The 18,446-nt window shown below is 62.8% G+C and carries 17 protein-coding genes; 10 read left to right on the top strand and 7 right to left on the bottom strand.

Annotation, left to right across the window (positions count from 1 at the left end; translation table 11 throughout):
• Positions 1 to 379: 379 nt before the first annotated feature.
• Positions 380 to 1,789, bottom strand: a complete 1,410-nt coding sequence (glnA, locus tag FJ953_RS23525) for a type I glutamate--ammonia ligase (protein WP_140515442.1) — start codon at positions 1,787 to 1,789, stop codon at positions 380 to 382.
• Positions 1,790 to 1,847: 58 nt separating this feature from the next.
• Positions 1,848 to 2,186, bottom strand: coding sequence for a P-II family nitrogen regulator (locus FJ953_RS23520; protein WP_006205430.1), 339 nt, complete (start codon positions 2,184 to 2,186; stop codon positions 1,848 to 1,850).
• A 335-nt stretch (positions 2,187 to 2,521) separates the two neighbouring features.
• On the opposite strand from FJ953_RS23520, the gene FJ953_RS23515 reads away from it, so the two are divergent.
• Positions 2,522 to 4,051 (top strand): NAD(P)H-hydrate dehydratase, encoded by a 1,530-nt coding sequence (locus tag FJ953_RS23515; RefSeq protein ID WP_140625162.1) that lies wholly within the window; start codon positions 2,522 to 2,524, stop codon positions 4,049 to 4,051.
• 17 nt (positions 4,052 to 4,068) lie between these two features.
• On the opposite strand, the gene FJ953_RS23510 is transcribed toward FJ953_RS23515, so the two are convergent.
• Complete coding sequence (locus FJ953_RS23510; RefSeq protein ID WP_140625161.1) at positions 4,069 to 5,601, bottom strand: acyl-CoA carboxylase subunit beta; 1,533 nt, start codon at positions 5,599 to 5,601, stop codon at positions 4,069 to 4,071.
• Positions 5,602 to 5,999: 398 nt separating this feature from the next.
• Between FJ953_RS23510 and FJ953_RS23505 the strand changes: the two genes are divergently transcribed.
• Positions 6,000 to 7,415 carry a DEAD/DEAH box helicase gene (locus FJ953_RS23505; protein ID WP_140515439.1) on the top strand — a complete coding sequence of 472 codons (1,416 nt, stop codon included), beginning with the start codon at positions 6,000 to 6,002 and terminating at the stop codon, positions 7,413 to 7,415.
• A 108-nt stretch (positions 7,416 to 7,523) separates the two neighbouring features.
• Here the strand turns inward: FJ953_RS23505 and FJ953_RS23500 are convergent, their stop codons facing one another.
• Together FJ953_RS23500 and FJ953_RS23495 are read right to left on the bottom strand one after the other, a co-directional pair.
• Positions 7,524 to 8,498 (bottom strand): alpha/beta fold hydrolase, encoded by a 975-nt coding sequence (locus FJ953_RS23500; protein WP_140625160.1) that lies wholly within the window; start codon positions 8,496 to 8,498, stop codon positions 7,524 to 7,526.
• 92 nt (positions 8,499 to 8,590) lie between these two features.
• The gene (locus tag FJ953_RS23495) at positions 8,591 to 9,412 is read right to left on the bottom strand and encodes an SDR family oxidoreductase (protein ID WP_140501312.1); all 822 of its coding nucleotides are present in this window, start codon (positions 9,410 to 9,412) and stop codon (positions 8,591 to 8,593) included.
• A 229-nt stretch (positions 9,413 to 9,641) separates the two neighbouring features.
• Between FJ953_RS23495 and FJ953_RS23490 the strand changes: the two genes are divergently transcribed.
• The 6 genes from FJ953_RS23490 to FJ953_RS23465 all read left to right on the top strand — a co-directional run bounded on the left by FJ953_RS23490 (position 9,642) and on the right by FJ953_RS23465 (position 14,184).
• On the top strand, positions 9,642 to 10,676 hold the full coding sequence (locus FJ953_RS23490; RefSeq protein WP_140501314.1) for a cysteine synthase A: 1,035 nt from the start codon (positions 9,642 to 9,644) through the stop codon (positions 10,674 to 10,676).
• Entirely contained in the window at positions 10,676 to 11,419 is a 744-nt protein-coding gene (locus FJ953_RS23485; RefSeq protein WP_140515436.1) for an alanyl-tRNA editing protein, read from the top strand. The genes FJ953_RS23490 and FJ953_RS23485 overlap by 1 nt, the downstream gene beginning before the upstream one ends.
• Positions 11,420 to 11,500: 81 nt before the next feature.
• The gene (gene sseA, locus FJ953_RS23480) at positions 11,501 to 12,352 is read left to right on the top strand and encodes a 3-mercaptopyruvate sulfurtransferase (RefSeq protein ID WP_140501318.1); all 852 of its coding nucleotides are present in this window, start codon (positions 11,501 to 11,503) and stop codon (positions 12,350 to 12,352) included.
• Positions 12,353 to 12,354: 2 nt separating this feature from the next.
• Positions 12,355 to 12,918 carry a GNAT family N-acetyltransferase gene (locus tag FJ953_RS23475; protein ID WP_140501320.1) on the top strand — a complete coding sequence of 188 codons (564 nt, stop codon included), beginning with the start codon at positions 12,355 to 12,357 and terminating at the stop codon, positions 12,916 to 12,918.
• A gap of 96 nt (positions 12,919 to 13,014) precedes the next feature.
• On the top strand, positions 13,015 to 13,572 hold the full coding sequence (locus FJ953_RS23470; protein ID WP_140501321.1) for an OmpA family protein: 558 nt from the start codon (positions 13,015 to 13,017) through the stop codon (positions 13,570 to 13,572).
• 144 nt (positions 13,573 to 13,716) lie between these two features.
• Positions 13,717 to 14,184, top strand: coding sequence for a DUF1203 domain-containing protein (locus FJ953_RS23465; protein WP_140557270.1), 468 nt, complete (start codon positions 13,717 to 13,719; stop codon positions 14,182 to 14,184).
• A 368-nt stretch (positions 14,185 to 14,552) separates the two neighbouring features.
• Here FJ953_RS23465 and ald read toward each other — a convergent pair whose 3' ends face one another.
• On the bottom strand, positions 14,553 to 15,668 hold the full coding sequence (ald, locus tag FJ953_RS23460; RefSeq protein WP_140501325.1) for an alanine dehydrogenase: 1,116 nt from the start codon (positions 15,666 to 15,668) through the stop codon (positions 14,553 to 14,555).
• Between the two features lie 158 nt (positions 15,669 to 15,826).
• Between ald and FJ953_RS23455 the strand changes: the two genes are divergently transcribed.
• Complete coding sequence (locus FJ953_RS23455; RefSeq protein WP_140557269.1) at positions 15,827 to 16,300, top strand: Lrp/AsnC family transcriptional regulator; 474 nt, start codon at positions 15,827 to 15,829, stop codon at positions 16,298 to 16,300.
• 30 nt (positions 16,301 to 16,330) lie between these two features.
• On the opposite strand, the gene FJ953_RS23450 is transcribed toward FJ953_RS23455, so the two are convergent.
• Complete coding sequence (locus FJ953_RS23450; RefSeq protein ID WP_140557267.1) at positions 16,331 to 16,990, bottom strand: 5-formyltetrahydrofolate cyclo-ligase; 660 nt, start codon at positions 16,988 to 16,990, stop codon at positions 16,331 to 16,333.
• Positions 16,991 to 17,155: 165 nt separating this feature from the next.
• On the opposite strand from FJ953_RS23450, the gene FJ953_RS23445 reads away from it, so the two are divergent.
• Positions 17,156 to 18,421: an NAD(P)/FAD-dependent oxidoreductase gene (locus FJ953_RS23445; RefSeq protein ID WP_140625159.1), complete on the top strand. Its 1,266-nt coding sequence runs from the start codon at positions 17,156 to 17,158 to the stop codon at positions 18,419 to 18,421.
• The last annotated feature ends 25 nt before the right edge of the window (positions 18,422 to 18,446 follow it).

Genomic DNA, 18,446 nt, shown 5'->3' with positions numbered 1-18,446 from the left:
AGCATTGGCGGGGGCGCCGGACGAGCGGGCATTGCAGCCTGAGGCAGTGTGCCGCTCGCTCCTGGCTTATCTCTTCATTTGCAAAAAGCGCGTGCCGGCTCGCCTGTCAGGCCAGCTTGGCTGGCTCAAGCTGGCCAGTGCAGCGCAATCGACACGTGTGACGTGACCAGCCGACAGAACCTCAGCAGCCGGTGCGCCTTTCCAGTCGCTAGATCGGGCAGCATCCGATCGAACGCGTCAGTATCCGCGGATTTGGCTGAATGGAAGCCGCGATATGTGCAAACAAAAGGGCCGGAAGAGGTTCATCTTCCGGCCCCGCATTGCAGGCTGAATTGAAGCCGCTGGATCCGGGTTGCGCCGGGTCCAGGGAGATCAAAAATCAGACCGAATAGTACATGTCGTATTCGACGGGATGCGGTGTCATTTCGAAGCGCATCACCTCGGCCATCTTCAACTCGATGTAGCTGTCGATCTGGTCGTCGTCGAAGACGCCGCCGGCCTTCAGGAAGCCGCGGTCCTTGTCGAGGCTCTGGAGCGCTTCACGCAGCGAGCCGCAGACGGTCGGGATCTTCTTCAACTCCTTCGGCGGCAAATCGTAGAGATCCTTGTCCATCGGCTGACCGGGATGGATCTTGTTCTTGATACCGTCGAGGCCGGCCATCAGCATGGCGGCAAACGCGAGATAGGGGTTCGCGCCCGGATCGGGGAAGCGGACCTCGACGCGCTTCGACTTTGGCGACGAGCCGAACGGGATACGGCAGGAGGCCGAGCGGTTGCGCGCCGAATACGCGAGCAGCACCGGCGCCTCGTAGCCCGGCACCAGGCGCTTGTAGGAGTTGGTCAGCGGGTTGGTGAAGGCGTTGATGGCCTTGGCGTGCTTGATGATGCCGCCGATATAGAACAGGCAGCTTTCCGATAGGCCGGCATACTCGTTGCCAGCGAAGGTCGGCTTGCCGCCTTTCCAGATCGACTGGTGGACATGCATGCCCGAGCCGTTGTCGCCGAAGATCGGCTTCGGCATGAAGGTGGCGGTCTTGCCATAGGCATTGGCGACCTGATGCACGACATATTTGTAGATCAGCATCTTGTCGGCGTTGCGGACCAGCGTGTCGAACTTGATGCCGAGTTCGTGCTGGGCCGCGGCCACCTCGTGGTGATGCTTCTCGACCCGCACGCCCATCTCGGCGAGCACGGTCAGCATCTCGGAACGCATGTCTTGCGCCGAATCGATCGGCGGCACCGGGAAATAACCGCCTTTGATGCGCGGACGGTGGCCGAGATTGCCGGTTTCGTAGTCGGTGTCGTCATTGGACGGCAGTTCGGTGGAATCGAGCCTGAAGCCGGTGTTGTAGGGATCGGCTTTGTACTTGACGTCGTCGAAGACGAAGAACTCGGCTTCCGGGCCGACATAGATGGTGTCGCCGATGCCTTCCGACTTCATGTAGGCCTCCGCCTTCTTGGCAGTGCCGCGCGGGTCGCGGTTGTAGGATTCGCCCGAAACCGGATCGAGGATGTCGCACAGGATGACCATGGTCGACTGCGCGAAAAACGGATCCATGTGGACCGTCTCGGGATCGGGCATCAGCACCATGTCGGACTCGTTGATCGCCTTCCAGCCGGCGATCGAAGAACCATCGAACATCACGCCATCGGCGAACATGTCTTCCTCGACCTCGATGACATCCATCGTCACGTGCTGCAGCTTGCCCTTCGGGTCGGTGAAGCGCAGGTCAACGAATTTCACATCGTTGTCCTTGATCTGCTTCATGATGTCTTTGGCTGTCGTCATGTCATGTATCCCTGTGTGACGTTTTTTAATAATGACGTTTCAAAATATGGGCGAGGCGTCAGACGGCATCCATGCCGGTTTCGCCGGTGCGGATGCGCACAACTTCCTCGATGTTCGAGACGAAGATCTTGCCGTCGCCGATGCGCCCAGTCTGGGCCGCCTTGCGGATGGCTTCGATGGCGCCTTCGACCGCATCGTCGCCGAGCACGACCTCGATCTTCACCTTGGGCAGGAAGTCGACGACATATTCGGCGCCGCGATAAAGCTCGGTGTGGCCCTTCTGGCGTCCAAAACCCTTGGCCTCGGTCACGGTGATGCCTTGCAGTCCGGCCTCCTGAAGCGCTTCCTTCACTTCGTCCAGCTTGAATGGCTTGATGATCGCTTCGATCTTTTTCATGTAAAAAGTGGCCTCCACTGCCAAAAAAACGGGTTGTGAGCCCCCGCTTGCGCCTCCATCAAGCACGAATTGTGCCAATTGGCGGGATTTCAAGCGGTGTCATTCGATTCCAGAACCATGCCGCACGAAGATGCAAATTCGCATCGTTCACTGCATCCAGCGCGCGACGGATGGCTGCAAACCTACGCGGCGTCGGTGTTTATGTCTGCCCGATATTTAGGCGTATTGTTTATTTGGTAGGCATTGCTCAGCTTGGCTGGGACCGCGCCAACTCCTCTGCGTTTGCGTCGAGCCGAAAACTGGACAATGCTTGATCGAATGCGGATCGGCAATCCATGAGCAACGAACTTCTTTCTCCCGAGGAGATGAGCGAGGCGGATCGGTTGACGATTGCCGCCGGCGCAATCGACGGCATCGGCCTGATGCGCCGTGCAGGCGAAGCCGTCGCGGCCGAAATTTTCAGGCGCTATCCGGCGGCGAAGCGGGTCCATGTGCTTTGCGGTCCCGGCAACAATGGCGGCGATGGCTATGTCGTAGCCCGCTGCCTGGCAACCGCTGGTGTCGACACGGTGGTCTGGGCGTCGGGCACGCCGAAGCCGGGCAGCGATGCCGCGCTCGCCGCCGGTGAATGCCCGGTCAAACCTCGGCCGCTGGCGAATTTCGCGGCCGAAGCCGGCGCTGTCGTCGTCGACGCTCTTTACGGAGCAGGGCTGTCCAAACCGCTGTCCGGTGAAGCGGCGAGAACGGTTGGCATTGTGGCAAGCCTGGCCTTGCCGGTCGTCGCGGTCGATCTGCCATCAGGCGTTTCCGGAGGCAGCGGCCAAGTGCTCGGCCAGGCTTTTCGCGCTGGGGTCACCGTCACCTTCGCACGCAAAAAGCCTGGCCATCTTCTGCTCCCCGGGCGCAAGCTGTGCGGGGAGGTCGTGCTGGCCGATATCGGCATCACCGACGGTGTCATTGCGCGGATTCGACCCCAGACGTTCGAGAACACGCCGGCGCTTTGGCTCGACGTTTTTCCGATTCCGGGTGTCGATACGCACAAGTACAAGCGCGGCCATGTCGGCGTCTTTTCCGGCGGCCCGAGCGCCACTGGCGCGGCGCGGCTTGCGGCGCTTGCCGCGGCGCGAAGCGGGGCAGGGGCGGTCACCGTCCTGTCCCCGGCGAAAGCCATGCAGGTCAATGCCGCGCATCTGACCTCGATCATGCTGCGCAAAGCAAATGACAGCGCCGACATCGACGCCTTCATCGGCGAACGCCGGCCCTCCGCTTTTGTACTGGGCCCTGGCTTCGGTGTCGGTGAAAGAACGCGGAATTTTGCTCTCACGCTGCTTGCCGCTGGCCAGCAGCGGAACGTTTCCGCCTCGGTCGATGGTCTGGTGTTCGACGCCGACGCGATCACCTCGTTTCGCGAGAAGCCGGATGTCCTGTTCGAAGCCTCGCGCCAGCCGAGCGCGCCGTCGCTGGTGATGACGCCGCATGAAGGCGAGTTCGCCAGGCTGTTTGCTGACATCGCGGGTGGCGCCGTTTCGTCCAAGTTGGGCAGGGCTCGTATGGCCGCCACCCGTGCCAATGCCGTGATCGTCTATAAGGGCGCCGACACCGTAATCGCTGCTCCCGATGGCAAGGCCGCGATAAACTCCAATGGCGCGCCGTGGTTGGCAACCGCCGGTTCGGGCGACGTGCTCTCGGGGCTCGTGGCCGGCTTCCTGGCGCAAGGCATGCCGGCCTTCGAGGCGGCGTGCGCGGCGGTATGGATCCATGCCGAGGCCGGCAGCCGGTTCGGGCCGGGGCTGATCGCCGAGGACTTGCCGCTGGCGCTGGTGCCGGCGTTGCACGAACTGGTGGCGGCTCGCGGCGCGCGCTGACCGGCTCGACATTCAGCTCACAGCGGAATGTTGTCGTGCTTTTTCCAGGGGTTCTGCATGTCCTTGTTGCGCAGCATCCGCAGCGCGCGGGCAATGCGGCGGCGGGTCGAATGCGGCATGATCACCTCGTCGACATAGCCGCGCTCGGCGGCGACGAAGGGTGACAGGAAGCGGTCTTCGTAAGTCTTTGTATGGGCAGCGATCTTTTCGGCGTCTCCGATGTCCTTGCGATAGATGATCTCGACCGCGCCCCTGGCGCCCATCACGGCGATCTGCGCCGTCGGCCAGGCATAGTTCATATCGCCACGCAGGTGTTTCGAAGCCATCACGTCATAGGCGCCGCCATAGGCCTTCCTGGTGATGACGGTGATCTTCGGCACGGTCGCCTCGGCATAGGCGAAGAGCAGTTTGGCGCCGTGCTTGATCAGCCCGCCATATTCCTGCGCCGTGCCCGGCAGGAAGCCCGGAACGTCGACGAAGGTGACGATCGGAATCGAAAAACAGTCGCAGAAGCGCACGAAGCGCGCCGCCTTGCGGCTGGCGTCGGAATCGAGCACGCCGGCCAGCACCATGGGCTGGTTGGCGACGAAGCCGACCGTGCGGCCTTCAATACGTCCGAAGCCGGTGACGATGTTCATGGCGAAACTTTGCTGGATCTCGAAGAAATCACCCTCGTCGGCGACTTTCAGGATCAGCTCCTTGATATCGTAAGGCTTGTTGGCGTTGTCGGGGATCAGCCGGTCGAGCGACAGATCGTGATCGGTGACCGACTGGTAGCATTCAATCTCGGGAATCTCCGATGTGTTCGAGGCCGGCAGCAAATCGACCAGCCGGCGCATCTGCAGCAGTGCTTCGACGTCGTTGTCATAGGCGCCGTCGGCGATCGAGGATTTCGTCGTGTGAACGGAAGCGCCGCCGAGGCTCTCGGCGGTCACCGTCTCGTTGGTGACGGTCTTCACCACGTCCGGTCCAGTGACGAACATGTAGGAGGTGTCGCGCACCATGAAGATGAAGTCGGTCATGGCCGGCGAATAGACGTCGCCGCCAGCGCAAGGCCCCATGATCACGGAAATCTGCGGAATGACGCCCGACGCCAGCACATTGCGCTGAAAGATCTCGGCATAGCCGCCGAGTGCGGCCACGCCTTCCTGGATGCGGGCACCGCCGGCATCGTAGAGGCCGATGATCGGCGCGCGGTTGCGCAGCGCCATCTCCTGCACCTTGATGACCTTTTCGGCATGCGCTTCCGACAGCGAGCCGCCGAACACGGTAAAATCCTTGGCGAAAAGGTAGACGGGACGGCCGTTGACGGTGCCCCAGCCGGTGACAACGCCATCGCCGGCGATCTTGGTCTTTTCCATGCCGAAGTCGGTCGAACGGTGCTCGACATACATGTCGAACTCCTCGAACGAACCCTCGTCGAGAAACACCTCGATGCGTTCGCGGGCGGTGAGCTTGCCCTTCTTGTGCTGCGCGTCGATGCGAGCCTGACCGCCGCCCATGCGGGCGATCTCGCGACGACGCTCGAGTTCCTTCAGCACGTCCTTCATTCTCGATCTCCTGCGCGGGCTGCTTTGTGGTAATGATGCCCGCAGGTGAGCGCAAGCGTCGCTTTTTCGAGGCGTTTTGTTGCGCTGCAACATGATGCCCTTGCATTTCAGAGCGAACTCAGCCATATGCACGGCATAGGCGCTTGGGCCGGACCGATCCGGCCTTCTCCTCGAATGAGACTGGTTGCGTCTGTTTTCCCTCTTTCCTGCTGATCGGCCCCGATTGGTTAGCAAGGTGGCGAAAAAGCCCCGTGGCATGATGCCTGCGGGCACGACAGCGCAGCCGCGCGGACGAACACGTCCGCCGCCTTGTCGTTCCATGACAATTGATTCGACGGCAGGTTGCGCCCTGCCGCCATTGATGTTTGCGGCCAGAGGCCGCGTGAAAGAAGAATATTTTGACCAACGAAAACACTTTGCCCGGCAACGACACTGGAGAACTCTCCGGTTTCGCAGCACTGGGAATTACGGGTGCGCTGCTCAAGGCCACCCATGCCGCCGGCTTCACCGATCCGAAGCCGATCCAGGCTCAGGCGATCCCGCCGCAGATGGAAGGCCGTGACATTTTCGGCATCGCCCAGACCGGCTCCGGCAAAACTGCGGCCTTCGCGCTGCCGATCCTGTCGAAGATCATTGCGCTCGGCACCAAGCGCCGGCCGAAGACGGCACGCGCGCTGATCCTGGCGCCGACTCGTGAGCTCGCCGTGCAGATCGAGGACACCATCAAGATCCTCGCCAAGGGCGCGCATGTCTCGACCGCGCTCGTGCTGGGCGGCGTCTCGCGCTTCAGCCAGGTGAAGAAGGTTGCGCCTGGTGTCGACATCCTGATCGCCACGCCTGGCCGGTTGACCGATCTGGTGCGCGAAGGCGACCTCATGCTTGCCGACACCAAATGGCTGGTGCTCGACGAGGGCGACCGCATGCTCGACATGGGCTTCATCAATGACGTCAAGCGCATCGCCAAGGCGACCGCGCCGGACCGTCAGACGGTGCTGTTCTCCGCGACTATGCCCAATGAAATCGCCGAACTGGCGAAAGGCCTGCTGAAGAACCCAATCCGTGTCGAAGTCGCGCCGCAAAGCACGGCGGCGGCCGAGATCGCGCAGAGCGTCGTCCTTGCCCGCACCAAGCAGAAGCGCCAAGTGCTGTCGACGATGCTCGCCGACGAGACGATGAAGTCCGTCATCATCTTTTCGCGCACCAAGCACGGCGCCGACCGGGTAACCAAGGACCTCGAGCGCGACGGCTTCAAGGCCGCTGTCATCCACGGCAACAAGTCGCAGAATGCGCGGCAGAAGGCACTGAACGATTTCCGCGAGGGTTCGGTGCGCATTCTGGTGGCCACCGATATCGCCGCGCGCGGCATCGACGTGCCCGGCATCAGTCATGTCGTGAATTTCGACCTGCCTGATGAGGCGGAGAGCTATGTCCACCGCATCGGCCGCACCGGCCGCAACGGCCGGGACGGCATTGCGATTACGCTCTGCGATCCGTCCGAGAACAGCAAGCTGCGCCAGGTCGAACGCATCATCCGCGCCAAGCTGCCTGTTGTCGCCGACCATCTCGGCAGCCCCGATCCGCAGCGCAACCCGGCTGAGAAGAACGAGCGCTTCGAGCCTGCCAATGACCGAAACGACCGCAATGGCCGTCGCGACGGCAGGCGGCCGGGCGGCCAGAACAACGGCTCCGGCAAGAAGCGCTTCGGTGACAAGCCGGCCTTCGCTGGCGACCGCAAACCGGAAGGCGCCAAGCCCTTCAAGGGCAACAATAAACGCCGCTTCGGCGGCAAGCGGCCCGCGGCGCGGGCCGCGTAGGCAGGCCGCTTCGTATTGGCCGGGCATTTGCGTGCCCGGCTGGTCACCAGTGAGATAAAGGGCGACCGCGGTGAGGCTGCGGTCGCCCTTTCCGTATGGAAGCTCGGGCTACTTCGCGACCGCCTCGATCCAGACGGCAATTCTTTGTGCAAGGAAGGTCGTGGTCGATGGCGACAGGGCGTCGCCGGCGATGACGTGGTTGTCGGGATCGCCGGTATCGTCGACCGGAACCAGCTCGTGCGGCGCGCCCCAACGCCCGGCGATTTCACGCGTGCGGTCAGGCCGCACCACGCTGTCCGAATCCGAAAAGATGAAGAGGGCAGGGACCACCGCTTTCTCCACCGGCGCGCCATAGGCAAGTTCCGTCAGCGCCTGCATCGGCAGCGTCGCGGCAAGGGGATATCTGGTGGTCCAGAATTTCTCGTGCAGCGCGTTGCGCGGCATGAAGCTGCGCTCCTTGCCGGCGACGAGTTCGGCTATTTGTTTGCCCCATCGCATGGTCAGGATCCCGGCGCCCGACGCCTTGACGCCGAAATTCGGCGAGATGAACGCGATCGCCGCCACGCCGTCCGAAGCACCCGGTTGTGTTGCCGCCCAGGCCGCCAGCGAGCCGCCGGTCGAGGTGGAGATGACGATCACCTTGTCGCCGATGGCCCGGCCGATCGCGAGCGCCTCCTCATAGTCGTTGATCCAGGCATCGACGCTGCCTTGCGTCATGGCCGCGCCATCCTGCCCGTGGCCGGTGAGGCGGGTAAAGAACAGATTGGCGTCGAGCTGGTCGGCAACCTCGTCGGGCAGCGGGCGGAGCTCGCCTTTCGACGCCGAAAAGCCGTGGATATAGACGATCGACAGCCGTGTCCTGGCATGCACCATCGGATTGGCCCAGATGATCTCTTTCTCCAGCCCGTCACGGATGCCGGATATCGCCGCTTCCGTCCTGGCCACGTAGGCCTGCGGATCGTCGCCGATTGCGGATGGATCGAAGCGGATCGTGGTGTCGACGGGAACCCGCGGGCCGAGCACGAAGGCCAGTGCGAGGATGGCGACTAACCCCAGCACAGCAAGCACGATTCGTCGCCCCATCGCAGACTCCAAACGCAACAACAACAAACCTACGGCGGTGGCGGGGAACAGGCAACGACCGGCCGGCGATGAAGCCGCCGATCCGCTGGCTTCTATTCGCTCGGCGGCTTGCGGTCGTAATTCAGCGGCCGTGCCTTCCAGCTCGTCATGAGGCTGATCACGCCTCGGTACACCGGTCTCGGCAACAGGCTGAGCAGCTTCAGGGGCCAGCTCGTCCGGCGCGGGAATGTGACCTCGAAGCCGCCGGATTTGATACCCCGCACCATGCGCCGCGTCGCTCGGCTGACCGGCATCAGCCCCGGCATGGGCAGCATGTTCTTCTCGGTCAGCGGTGTGTCTATGAAGCCCGGATTCATGACCTGGACGCGCACGTTCATCTTGTCGAAATCGTATTTCAGCGATTCGGCCAGGATGTTGATCGCCGCTTTGGTGCCGCCATAAGCGGCGGTCGTCGGCCAGCCGAAATAAGCGGTGACCGAGCCGACCAGCACAATATGACCGCGCGCCCGCACGCGCATGCGTTCGACGACCGGCACAAGCCCGTTGATGATGCCGAAATAGTTGACCTCGAAAGACCGGCGAAAATCGCTGACGACGAGAGCCTCGCCAGGCGTGGAAATGTAGTTGCCCGCGTTTAAGACGGCGAGCACGATGGGGCCAAGCTCGTTCTCGATTGCAGCGACGGTTCTTGCCATGCGCGGCTCGTCGGTCACGTCGCAGGGAAAAGCCTTGACCTTGCCTGGCATCTGCGCGGTCTCGACAATCAGCGTGTCGATGGGATCGCCATCGGGTGCCGTTACGGCCACCGCATAGCCCTGGGACGCAAGGTCCCTGGCCAGCGAACGGCCGATGCCGCTGCTGCCTCCCGTGACCCAGGCGACGCCATGCTTCGGGTCGGCCCGATAGAGTGTCATGCTGCGCCCCCGTCGAATTGTTCTTGGCTTTTGCTCTAACCGCGAAGAAATCGAATGAAAAGAGCGGTTTTCGACGCCGGCCGCAAATGAACAACGCGGATAGGCCCGGCACCAAGGTGACGCCGGCGCAAATGCAGTACGGAAAATGCGACTGGACCAGGCAAATTCTTGCCTTGAAACCGAAGCTTCGGGTTTCTAGGGTTTCGCGCAGCTACACAAGGACTCCCGAATGCCCCGCTCCGTGATCGACGCTATCGGCAACACGCCATTGATCCGCCTCAACAGGGCTTCGGAAGAAACCGGCTGCGAGATCCTGGGCAAGGCCGAATTCATGAATCCAGGACAGTCGGTCAAGGACCGCGCCGGCCTGTTCATCATCCGCGATGCCGAAGAGCGTGGGCTGCTCAGGCCGGGCGGCGTCATTGTCGAGGGCACGGCCGGCAATACGGGCATCGGGCTGACGCTGGTCGCCAAGGCGCTCGGCTACCGCACCGTCATCGTCATTCCCGAAACGCAGAGCCAGGAGAAGAAGGACACGATCAAGCTGCTCGGCGCCGAGCTGATCGAGGTTCCGGCCGTGCCGTACAAGAACCCCAACAATTACGTGAAATTGTCGGGGCGGCTGGCTGAGCAAATGGCGCGTTCGGAGCCGAACGGCGCTATCTGGGCCAACCAGTTCGACAATGTCGCCAACCGCGACGGGCACATCCGCACCACGGCGCAGGAGATCTGGAGCCAGACCGGCGGCAAGGTCGACGGCTTCGTCTCGGCGGTCGGCTCGGGCGGAACGCTGGCCGGCGTCGCTTTCGGACTGAAGGCGAAAAGCAAAGACGTAAAGATCGCTCTCGCCGATCCGCTGGGCGCTGCGCTCTACAGTTTCTATACCAGCGGTGAGCTGAAATCCGAGGGCAGTTCGATCACCGAAGGCATCGGGCAGGGACGCATCACCGCCAACCTCGATGGGTTCACGCCCGACTTCTCGTTCCAAATTCGTGATGAGGATGCGTTGCCGATCGTCTTCGACCTGGTCCAGGAGGAAGGCCTTTGCGTCGGCGGTTCGACCGGCATCAACATAGCGGGCGCGATCCGACTGGCGCGTGAACTCGGCCCCGGCCATACCATCGTGACCATTCTTTGCGACTACGGCACACGCTACCAATCGAAACTGTTCAATCCCGAATTCCTGCGCGAAAAGAAGCTGCCGGTGCCCGGCTGGATGGAAGAGAAATCAGATATTTCCGTGCCGTTTGAAAAGGTCGTGTGATGGCGCACAAGACCGAAGCGCTGTTTCGCGACGACGCCTATCTCAGGACGGCCGATGCCGTGGTGGTCGCCGTCAACGAGCGCGGCGGCATCGTTCTGGACCGCACCATCTTCTATGCCACCTCGGGCGGGCAGCCGGGCGATAGCGGCCATCTCCAGCGCGCCGATGGCAGCCGCATCGTCCTGGCCGCTACCATCACCGGGGAAACAAAGGACGAGATCATCCACGTGCCGGCGCCGGAACAAGCCGCGCCTGCGGTCGGCGAGCGCCTGAAGCTCGCAATCGACTGGGAGCGACGTCATCTCTTGATGCGCATGCATGCCGCTTGCCATTTGCTCACCGTCGTCTGCCCGTTTCCGATCACCGGCGCGGCGGTTTCGGAAGACGACAGCCGTGTCGATTTCGACATTCCCGACGCCAGCTTCAGCAAGGAAGACGTGACGGCTGGCCTGATGGGCCTGGTGCGGGCCGATCATCCGATCTTTACCAGGCTGATCAGCGACGAGGAACTGGCCGCCAATCCGGGTCTGGTGAAGTCCAAGAATGTCCGTCCACCGCTAGGTACCGGCAAAATCCGGCTGGTCTGCATCGGCGAGAATGCTTCGGTGGACAGTCAGCCCTGTGGTGGCACCCATGTCAAAAGCACCGGCGAGATCGGCGAAATCCATATCGGCAAGATCGAGAAGAAGGGGCGTGAAAACCGGCGCTTCCGCATCCGGTTTGGACCGATGCCCCAAACATGATCTCGAAAGCTACGATGTTTTCGGACAAGATCATGCGGCAAGGCAAGACAACGTCTGGTCAATGGCGGCAGGAGAACCACAATGGCTGAAGACAGTCCTTTCACCGTCGACGCTGACTGGTTGCAGGAGCGTTTGGGCCAGCCTGGCCTGACGATTGTCGATGCATCCTGGTATCTTCCGGCGCAAAACCGCGACGCGCGCGCCGAGTATGACGCTGGGCACATTCCGGGCGCCCGCTTCCTGGATCAGGACGCGGTCTCCGATCCGGACGCCGCGCTGCCGCATACGCTGCCGTCGCCGCAGCATTTCGCGCAGTATGTCGGCGCGATGGGCGTTTCGGCAGATGACACGATCATCGTCTATGACGGCCCGGGCTTTTTCTCGGCACCTCGGGCATGGTGGATGTTCCGGGTGATGGGCGTCTTCCAGACGTATATCCTTGACGGTGGTTTCGATGGCTGGAAAGCGGCCGGCCGGCCGGTGACGGCCGAACCGACCAAAATCGCGCCCAGCGTGTTCCACGCCGATTTCGACGCCGGCCGGGTCGCCAGCCTTGCCGATATGCGCCGCATCGTCGGAACCCGGGAAAGCCAGATTGCCGATGCGCGCGGGGCAGGGCGCTTCACCGGCGCGGAGCCGGAGCCGCGCGCGGGCGTCCGTTCCGGCCATATGCCGGGCGCGCGCAACTTGCCTTATTCGGCGCTGTCGGAAAACGGCGTGCTTCTGCCGAAGGAGCGGTTGCGCAAGGTGGTCGAGGACGCCGGCCTCGATCTGTCGAAGCCTATCGTCACTTCCTGCGGCTCCGGCGTTACGGCGGCGGTGATCACGCTTGCGTTGGAAACGCTTGGCCATACCGACAACAGGCTTTACGACGGCTCATGGACCGAATGGGGCGGTCTCTCCGACACACCAGTCGTGACAGGCAAGGAATGACGATGGAAAACGGCGAGCTGAAGGACATCGAAGTCACGGTGACGTTCCTCGAGATGCATGCGCCACCGGCCGTGTCGCCGCCCATGCCCTACAACCGCCAGGTCGCACTCCTGAAAACTAAGGACATTCCGCTGCATTTCTACCGGTACCTGATGGATCGGGTGGGGCGTAAATGGCACTGGGTCAATGTGCTGAGGCTGGATGACGACGAGCTTTCGGCCGGCATCCACCGCGAGGACCGCGACATCAGGGTGCTCTATCTCGATGGCGCGCCCGCCGGTTTTTTCGACCTCAAGCCGCATCTGCCGGAAGAAGTCGAGCTTGCCTATTTCGGCATGATGGAACACGCCACCGGGCAAGGCATCGGCCGCTGGTTCCTGGGATCGGCGATCGCCGCGGCTTGGTCGTATGGACCGAAGCGGGTGACGGTGCAGACCTGCACGCTCGACCATCCTGCTGCCTTGCCGCTCTACCAGAAGCTCGGCTTCGCGCCGGTGGCGCAGAAGAAGGAGACCGTTCACCCTCTGCCCTTCGCCGAGCGCTCGGCCAGCGTCATGCGGCCATAGCGACGCCCTCACAAAAGCTGAACCTCTCGTTCATCCGCGCTTCAGCCTGTCTCTGCCATCTTGCCCGCACATAATACGGGCCGAAGGAGAAAAGACATGCTGACCCGCCGTACCCTTGCCGCCGCGCTGATCGCGGCAATCGCAATGCCCGGTCTCGCCGCCGCGCAGGCGACAACGCCTTCGGCCGCAACCATCGAACGAAAGCTCGAGGCGGCACCCCGCGTGAAGCTGCGCCCGAACGAGCGCGTCACCATCCGTGAGTTCAAGCGCCGGCCGGACCTGCGCCGCATGGCCCGGTCGATCGATATCCAGTCGATCAATTTCGCTTTCGGCTCGGCCGCGATCTCCAGCTCGCAATACGACAAGATCGACACTATCGCCGATGCGTTGCAGCGTATCCTGCGCCGCAACCCCGGGGCGCGCGTCCTCATCGAGGGCCATACCGACGCCGTCGGCTCCTTCCAATCGAACCGGATCCTGTCGGAACAGCGCGCCGCCTCGCTGAAGCGCACGCTGGTGCGCGAGTTCGGCGTGCCGGCCTATGCTTTGGAGACGGTCGGTTATGGCGAGGAATTCCTGCTGGTGCAGACGCAGAACGAAAACTGGCGGAACCGGCGGGTCACCCTCCGTCGCTTTGACGACTTCATTCGCTGAGGGAGTTCCGACAATCCGGTGAAGTTCGCCTTGCCTTGGTCGGCTGGAACAAGCCGACCAAAGGGCCAATGATTGTCAAGAATCGGGTGGGAGGCGGGGGCTGATGCGCATAATTTCCGATCAATGACATCGGAGATTTTCGCCATGACCATCCAGTTCAAAGCCTTGCCGACACAAGATGTACGAGCGCTTCAGCGAGGCGGGCCCGATGCCTATGGAAACACGCCCGAGCGTAAGGTCTCCGACGGCGACGGCATGCCATGCCGGCATTGCCTGAAGAACATCGCCGACGGAGACGACTATCTCATCCTGGCCTACCGGCCATTCCCCAAACTTCAGCCCTATGCCGAGACCGGACCGATCTTCCTTCACGCGCAGGAATGCGAGCGCGCCGCGGAATCTCAGGCACTTCCCGAAATTCTCGAAAGCCCGGACTATATCGTGCGCGGCTACGGCAGGGATGACCGCATCGTCTATGGCAGCGGTGGCGTCATTGCGACCGATGCGATCGCCGCGCGCGCCGAGGCTCTCTTGGAACGCGACGAGATTGCCTACGTGCATGTCCGCTCGGCGCGCAACAATTGCTTCCAGTGCCGGATCGAACGTGTCTGACGTGGCGGTGCGATAGCGGAGCGCTGTCGTACTCCTGTCATACCATTGCGGTACACGGGTAGCCGTCGATCGATTTGTCGACCGCGGATGAACCGGCGGCAAATCTCGACATCGAGGAAGCGGGGCCTTGGCTCCGCTTTTTTGTTTGCCTGAACCTTCCACAGAAATTTTCTGCGCAAAGAAGCATATGGGCTTCGACTATTTGCCTGGAGGGCTCAGTTAAACTTGCAATTGGCGCCGAGACGCAGGTTGCGGCACATGTTTTAAGTCCGAGCCGGGTGCAGGCCTGACAGCCGCCAATCCGGAAAGAAAAAACCCGCCGGGAATGACCGGCGGGCTGACGGGAGGCAGGTATCCTCTCAGGAGAATCAGGCCGCGAGAACCGCCTTCGGTTCGACCAGTTCGTAGCCGAGCGCTTCGGCGACCGCACGGTTGGTGATCTTGCCTCTGTGGACGTTGAGTCCATTGCGCAGATGATGGTCGTCGACCAGCGCCTTTAGCCCCTTATCGGCGAGCTGAAGGCCATAGTGCAGCGTCGCGTTGTTGAGTGCATGTGCTGAGGTGACCGGCACGGCGCCCGGCATGTTGGCGACGCAGTAGTGGATGACGCCGTCGACCTCGTAGGTCGGCTCGGCATGCGTGGTCGCGTGCGAGGTCTCGAAGCAGCCGCCCTGGTCGATGGCGACGTCGACCAGCACCGACCCCTTCTTCATGCCCGAAAGCATTTCGCGCGAGACCAGCTTCGGCGCCGCAGCACCCGGGATCAGCACGGCGCCGACAACGATGTCGGCGGAAAAGCACTCTTCTTCCAGAGCCTCCACGGTCGAATAGCGGGTGTGGACGCGGCCGGCAAAGAGGTCGTCGAGCTGGCGCAGGCGCGGGATCGAGCGGTCGATGATGGTGACGTCGGCGCCCAGGCCAGCCGCCATCCTGGCTGCGTGCAGGCCGACGACGCCGCCGCCGAGCACGGTGACCTTGCCGGGCAGCACGCCGGGCACGCCGCCGAGCAGCACGCCGCGGCCGCCATTGGCCTTCTGCAGCGCCGTGGCGCCGGCCTGGATCGACAGGCGGCCGGCGACTTCCGACATCGGCGCCAGCAACGGCAGGCCGCCCCGGTCATCGGTCACCGTTTCATAGGCGATGGCGGTAACGCCCGAAGCGAGCAGGCCCTTGGTCTGTTCCGGATCCGGAGCGAGGTGAAGATAGGTGTAGAGGATCTGGCCATCGCGCAATTGGGCCCATTCGTTAGGCTGCGGCTCCTTCACCTTGACGATCATATCCGACTTGGCGAACACATCGGCCGCCGTCTTGGCGATGGTGGCGCCGGCGGCGCGATAGGCGTTGTCGTCGGCGCCAATGCCAGCCCCGGCGCCGGTCTCGACCAGCACCTCATGTCCGTGGGCGACATATTCGCGGACCGAGCCGGGCGTAAGTCCGACGCGATATTCATGGTTCTTGATTTCCCGGGGGCAGCCGACGCGCATTTTCTTTTCTCCTGACACGGCCCTTCGGGGCTCGTTCCCTGTATTGACGTAGTCAACCACGAATCGTTGCGTAAGTGTTTGCGAATGCACTTGCAGGAGGGCTCGCTATTCGATAGTTGTTGCGTAAAATGCATAGAAATTCGCAGGAATCACGAAGAATGCCGCTCGACAGGATTGATATCGCCATTCTGGAGACATTGCAGAAGGATGGCCGGATGCCGAACGCCGCCCTTGCCGAAAGGGTCGGCCTGTCCCAGTCGGCCTGTTCGCGCCGGCTCGACAATCTGGAGAAATCCGGAACCATCCGCGGCTATCATGCCCGGCTTTCCAATGCAGCACTTGGTCACCAGATGACGGCGATCGTGCACATATCGCTGTCGGGCCAGTTCGAGAAGACGCTGTCGGATTTCGAGGCTGCGATCAAGCGCTGCCCGAACGTGCTGTCCTGCCACCTGATGTCGGGCGAGTACGACTACATCCTCAGGATCGCGGCCAAGGACCTTGCCGACTACGAACGCATCCACAAGGAGTGGCTGTCGGCGATGCCGCATGTGACGAAGATCAATTCGTCTTTTGCCCTGCGCGAAATCATCGACCGGACGGCGATGGGCCTGAAGCCCGAAATGGCCTGAGCATTCTCAGCCTTCCACGCCTTCAGCCGTCTACGCCTTGGCAGCATCCGTCACGATCCGGTCCATCGGGATATCGTGCGGCTGCGGGTAGATGGTGGCGATTCGCTGCAATTCGTAGCCGACGCCGATGACCAGCGGCTTGAACGGCATCGCCGCCAGCGTTCGGTCGTAGAACCCGCCGCCATAGCCCAGGCGATAATTGCCGGAATCGATGCCGACGATCGGTGAGATGACGATGTCGGGCAAGACCGGTTCGCCCTCGGCCGGAATCGGAATGTTCCACACGCCCTTCTCCAGCCGGTCGCCCGGAACATAGGCCCGGAAGATCAGCGGCTGTGCCTTTTCGATGACGACGGGCAGCGCGGTGCGCCCGCCTCGTTCATTGATGGCGGCCATCCATGGCCGCAGGTCCGGCTCGCCGCGAAACGGCCAATAGAGGCTGACCATGCGGCCGGCGATATCGCCGATCGCCGCGTCGAGGGCTCCGGCGATGCTCTGCGACATCGCCGTTCGCGCATCGGCGGAAACCGCGAGACGCGCCGCGATCAGGCGTTCCCGTTCGGCCTTGCGCCATCGTCTGACGTCGGTCCAATCGGATATCGGCGCGTGAAACGCGGGATCGAGTTCGTGCATGAAGCATGGCGGCGAGGAATATTGCGCCGGACCCTGGTCGTCGTGATCGTTGGCCATGCTTCACCTCATCGCTGTTTTCCATAACGCTATACCCGGCGGGGGGATGCGACATGTGCATTCACGACATGGAACGACGAGTCTCGGGCACGGCCTTCGTGTTGTTGCATTGCACAAAAGCTCCTACATCAAAGGCATGCGATATTGCTGGTCAGGGTGAATGCGATGGATCAAGCCAATCACCATGTCGTCGTCGTAGGGGCGGGGTTCGGCGGCCTCGAATTCACCCGCGCTCTCGCCGGTGTGCCCGTGCGCATCACCATGATCGACAAACGCAATCACCATCTTTTCCAGCCGCTGCTCTACCAGGTCGCAACGACAGCGCTGGCGACCTCGGAGGTCGCCTGGCCGATCCGCCACCTGCTGCGCAAGCGCAAGGACGTGACGACGCTGCTCGCCAATGTCACCGGCATCGACCGAGCCGGAAAACGCGTGCTGCTCGATGACGGCAGCACCGTCGCCTACGACACGCTGGTGCTCGCCACCGGCGCCCGACACGCCTATTTCGGCCACGACGAATGGGAGCCGTTCGCGCCAGGGCTGAAGACGCTGGAGGACGCCACCACCATTCGACGGCGCATTCTGCTCGCCTTCGAGCAGGCCGAGCGGGAAACCGATCCTGCCAGGCGCCAGGCGCTGCTGACGATTGCGATCGTCGGCGGTGGTCCGACCGGTGTCGAACTTGCCGGCACCATTGCCGAACTGGCGCACGACACACTGCGCGGCGAATTCCGCAACATCGACACGCGCGAGACGCGTGTGGTGCTGATCGAGGCTGGCGACCGCATACTGGCCAATTTTGCGCCGAAACTGTCCGATTATGCCGGAAAGGCGTTGAAGCGGCTCGGCGTGACGATCGAACTCGGCCGGGCGGTCACGCGCTGCGACGCCGAGGGCGTCGTCTTCGGCGACACGCATCTGCCGGCGAGGACCATATTGTGGGCGGCGGGCGTTGCCGCTTCGCCGGCAGCCGAATGGCTGGGCGCCGCCGCCGACCGGGCGGGAAGGGTGCTGGTTGAACCCGATCTCACCGTGCCGGGCAGCCCCGAGATTTTCGTCATCGGCGACGCCGCTCTCGTGCTGCGGCCCGATGGACGGCCCGTTCCCGGCGTGGCGCCTTCCGCCAAGCAGGAGGGCCGCCATGTTGCCGCGACCATCAAGGCCAGGCTTGCCGGCGATACGAGCGTACGGCCGTTCCACTACAAGCATGCCGGGGACCTGGCCACGATCGGCAAGCGCGCCGCGGCGATCGATTTCGGCTGGATCAGGCTGACCGGCTGGCCGGCCTGGTGGCTGTGGGGACTGGCGCACATCTATTTCCTGATCGGCTTCCGCAACCGGCTCGCGGTGTCGCTGAGCTGGCTATGGATCTACGTCACGGGCCAACGCAGCGCCCGCCTGATCACGCAGGGCGACGACGACAAGGGCTGATCTTCCGCGCTTGCGCCCGTTCATC

This window comes from Mesorhizobium sp. B2-3-6 (genome assembly GCF_006442305.1).
In the GTDB taxonomy this organism is placed as follows: domain Bacteria; phylum Pseudomonadota; class Alphaproteobacteria; order Rhizobiales; family Rhizobiaceae; genus Mesorhizobium.
The sequence above is the reverse complement of the archived record's forward strand: the minus strand, read 5'-3'. Positions and strand labels throughout refer to the sequence as shown.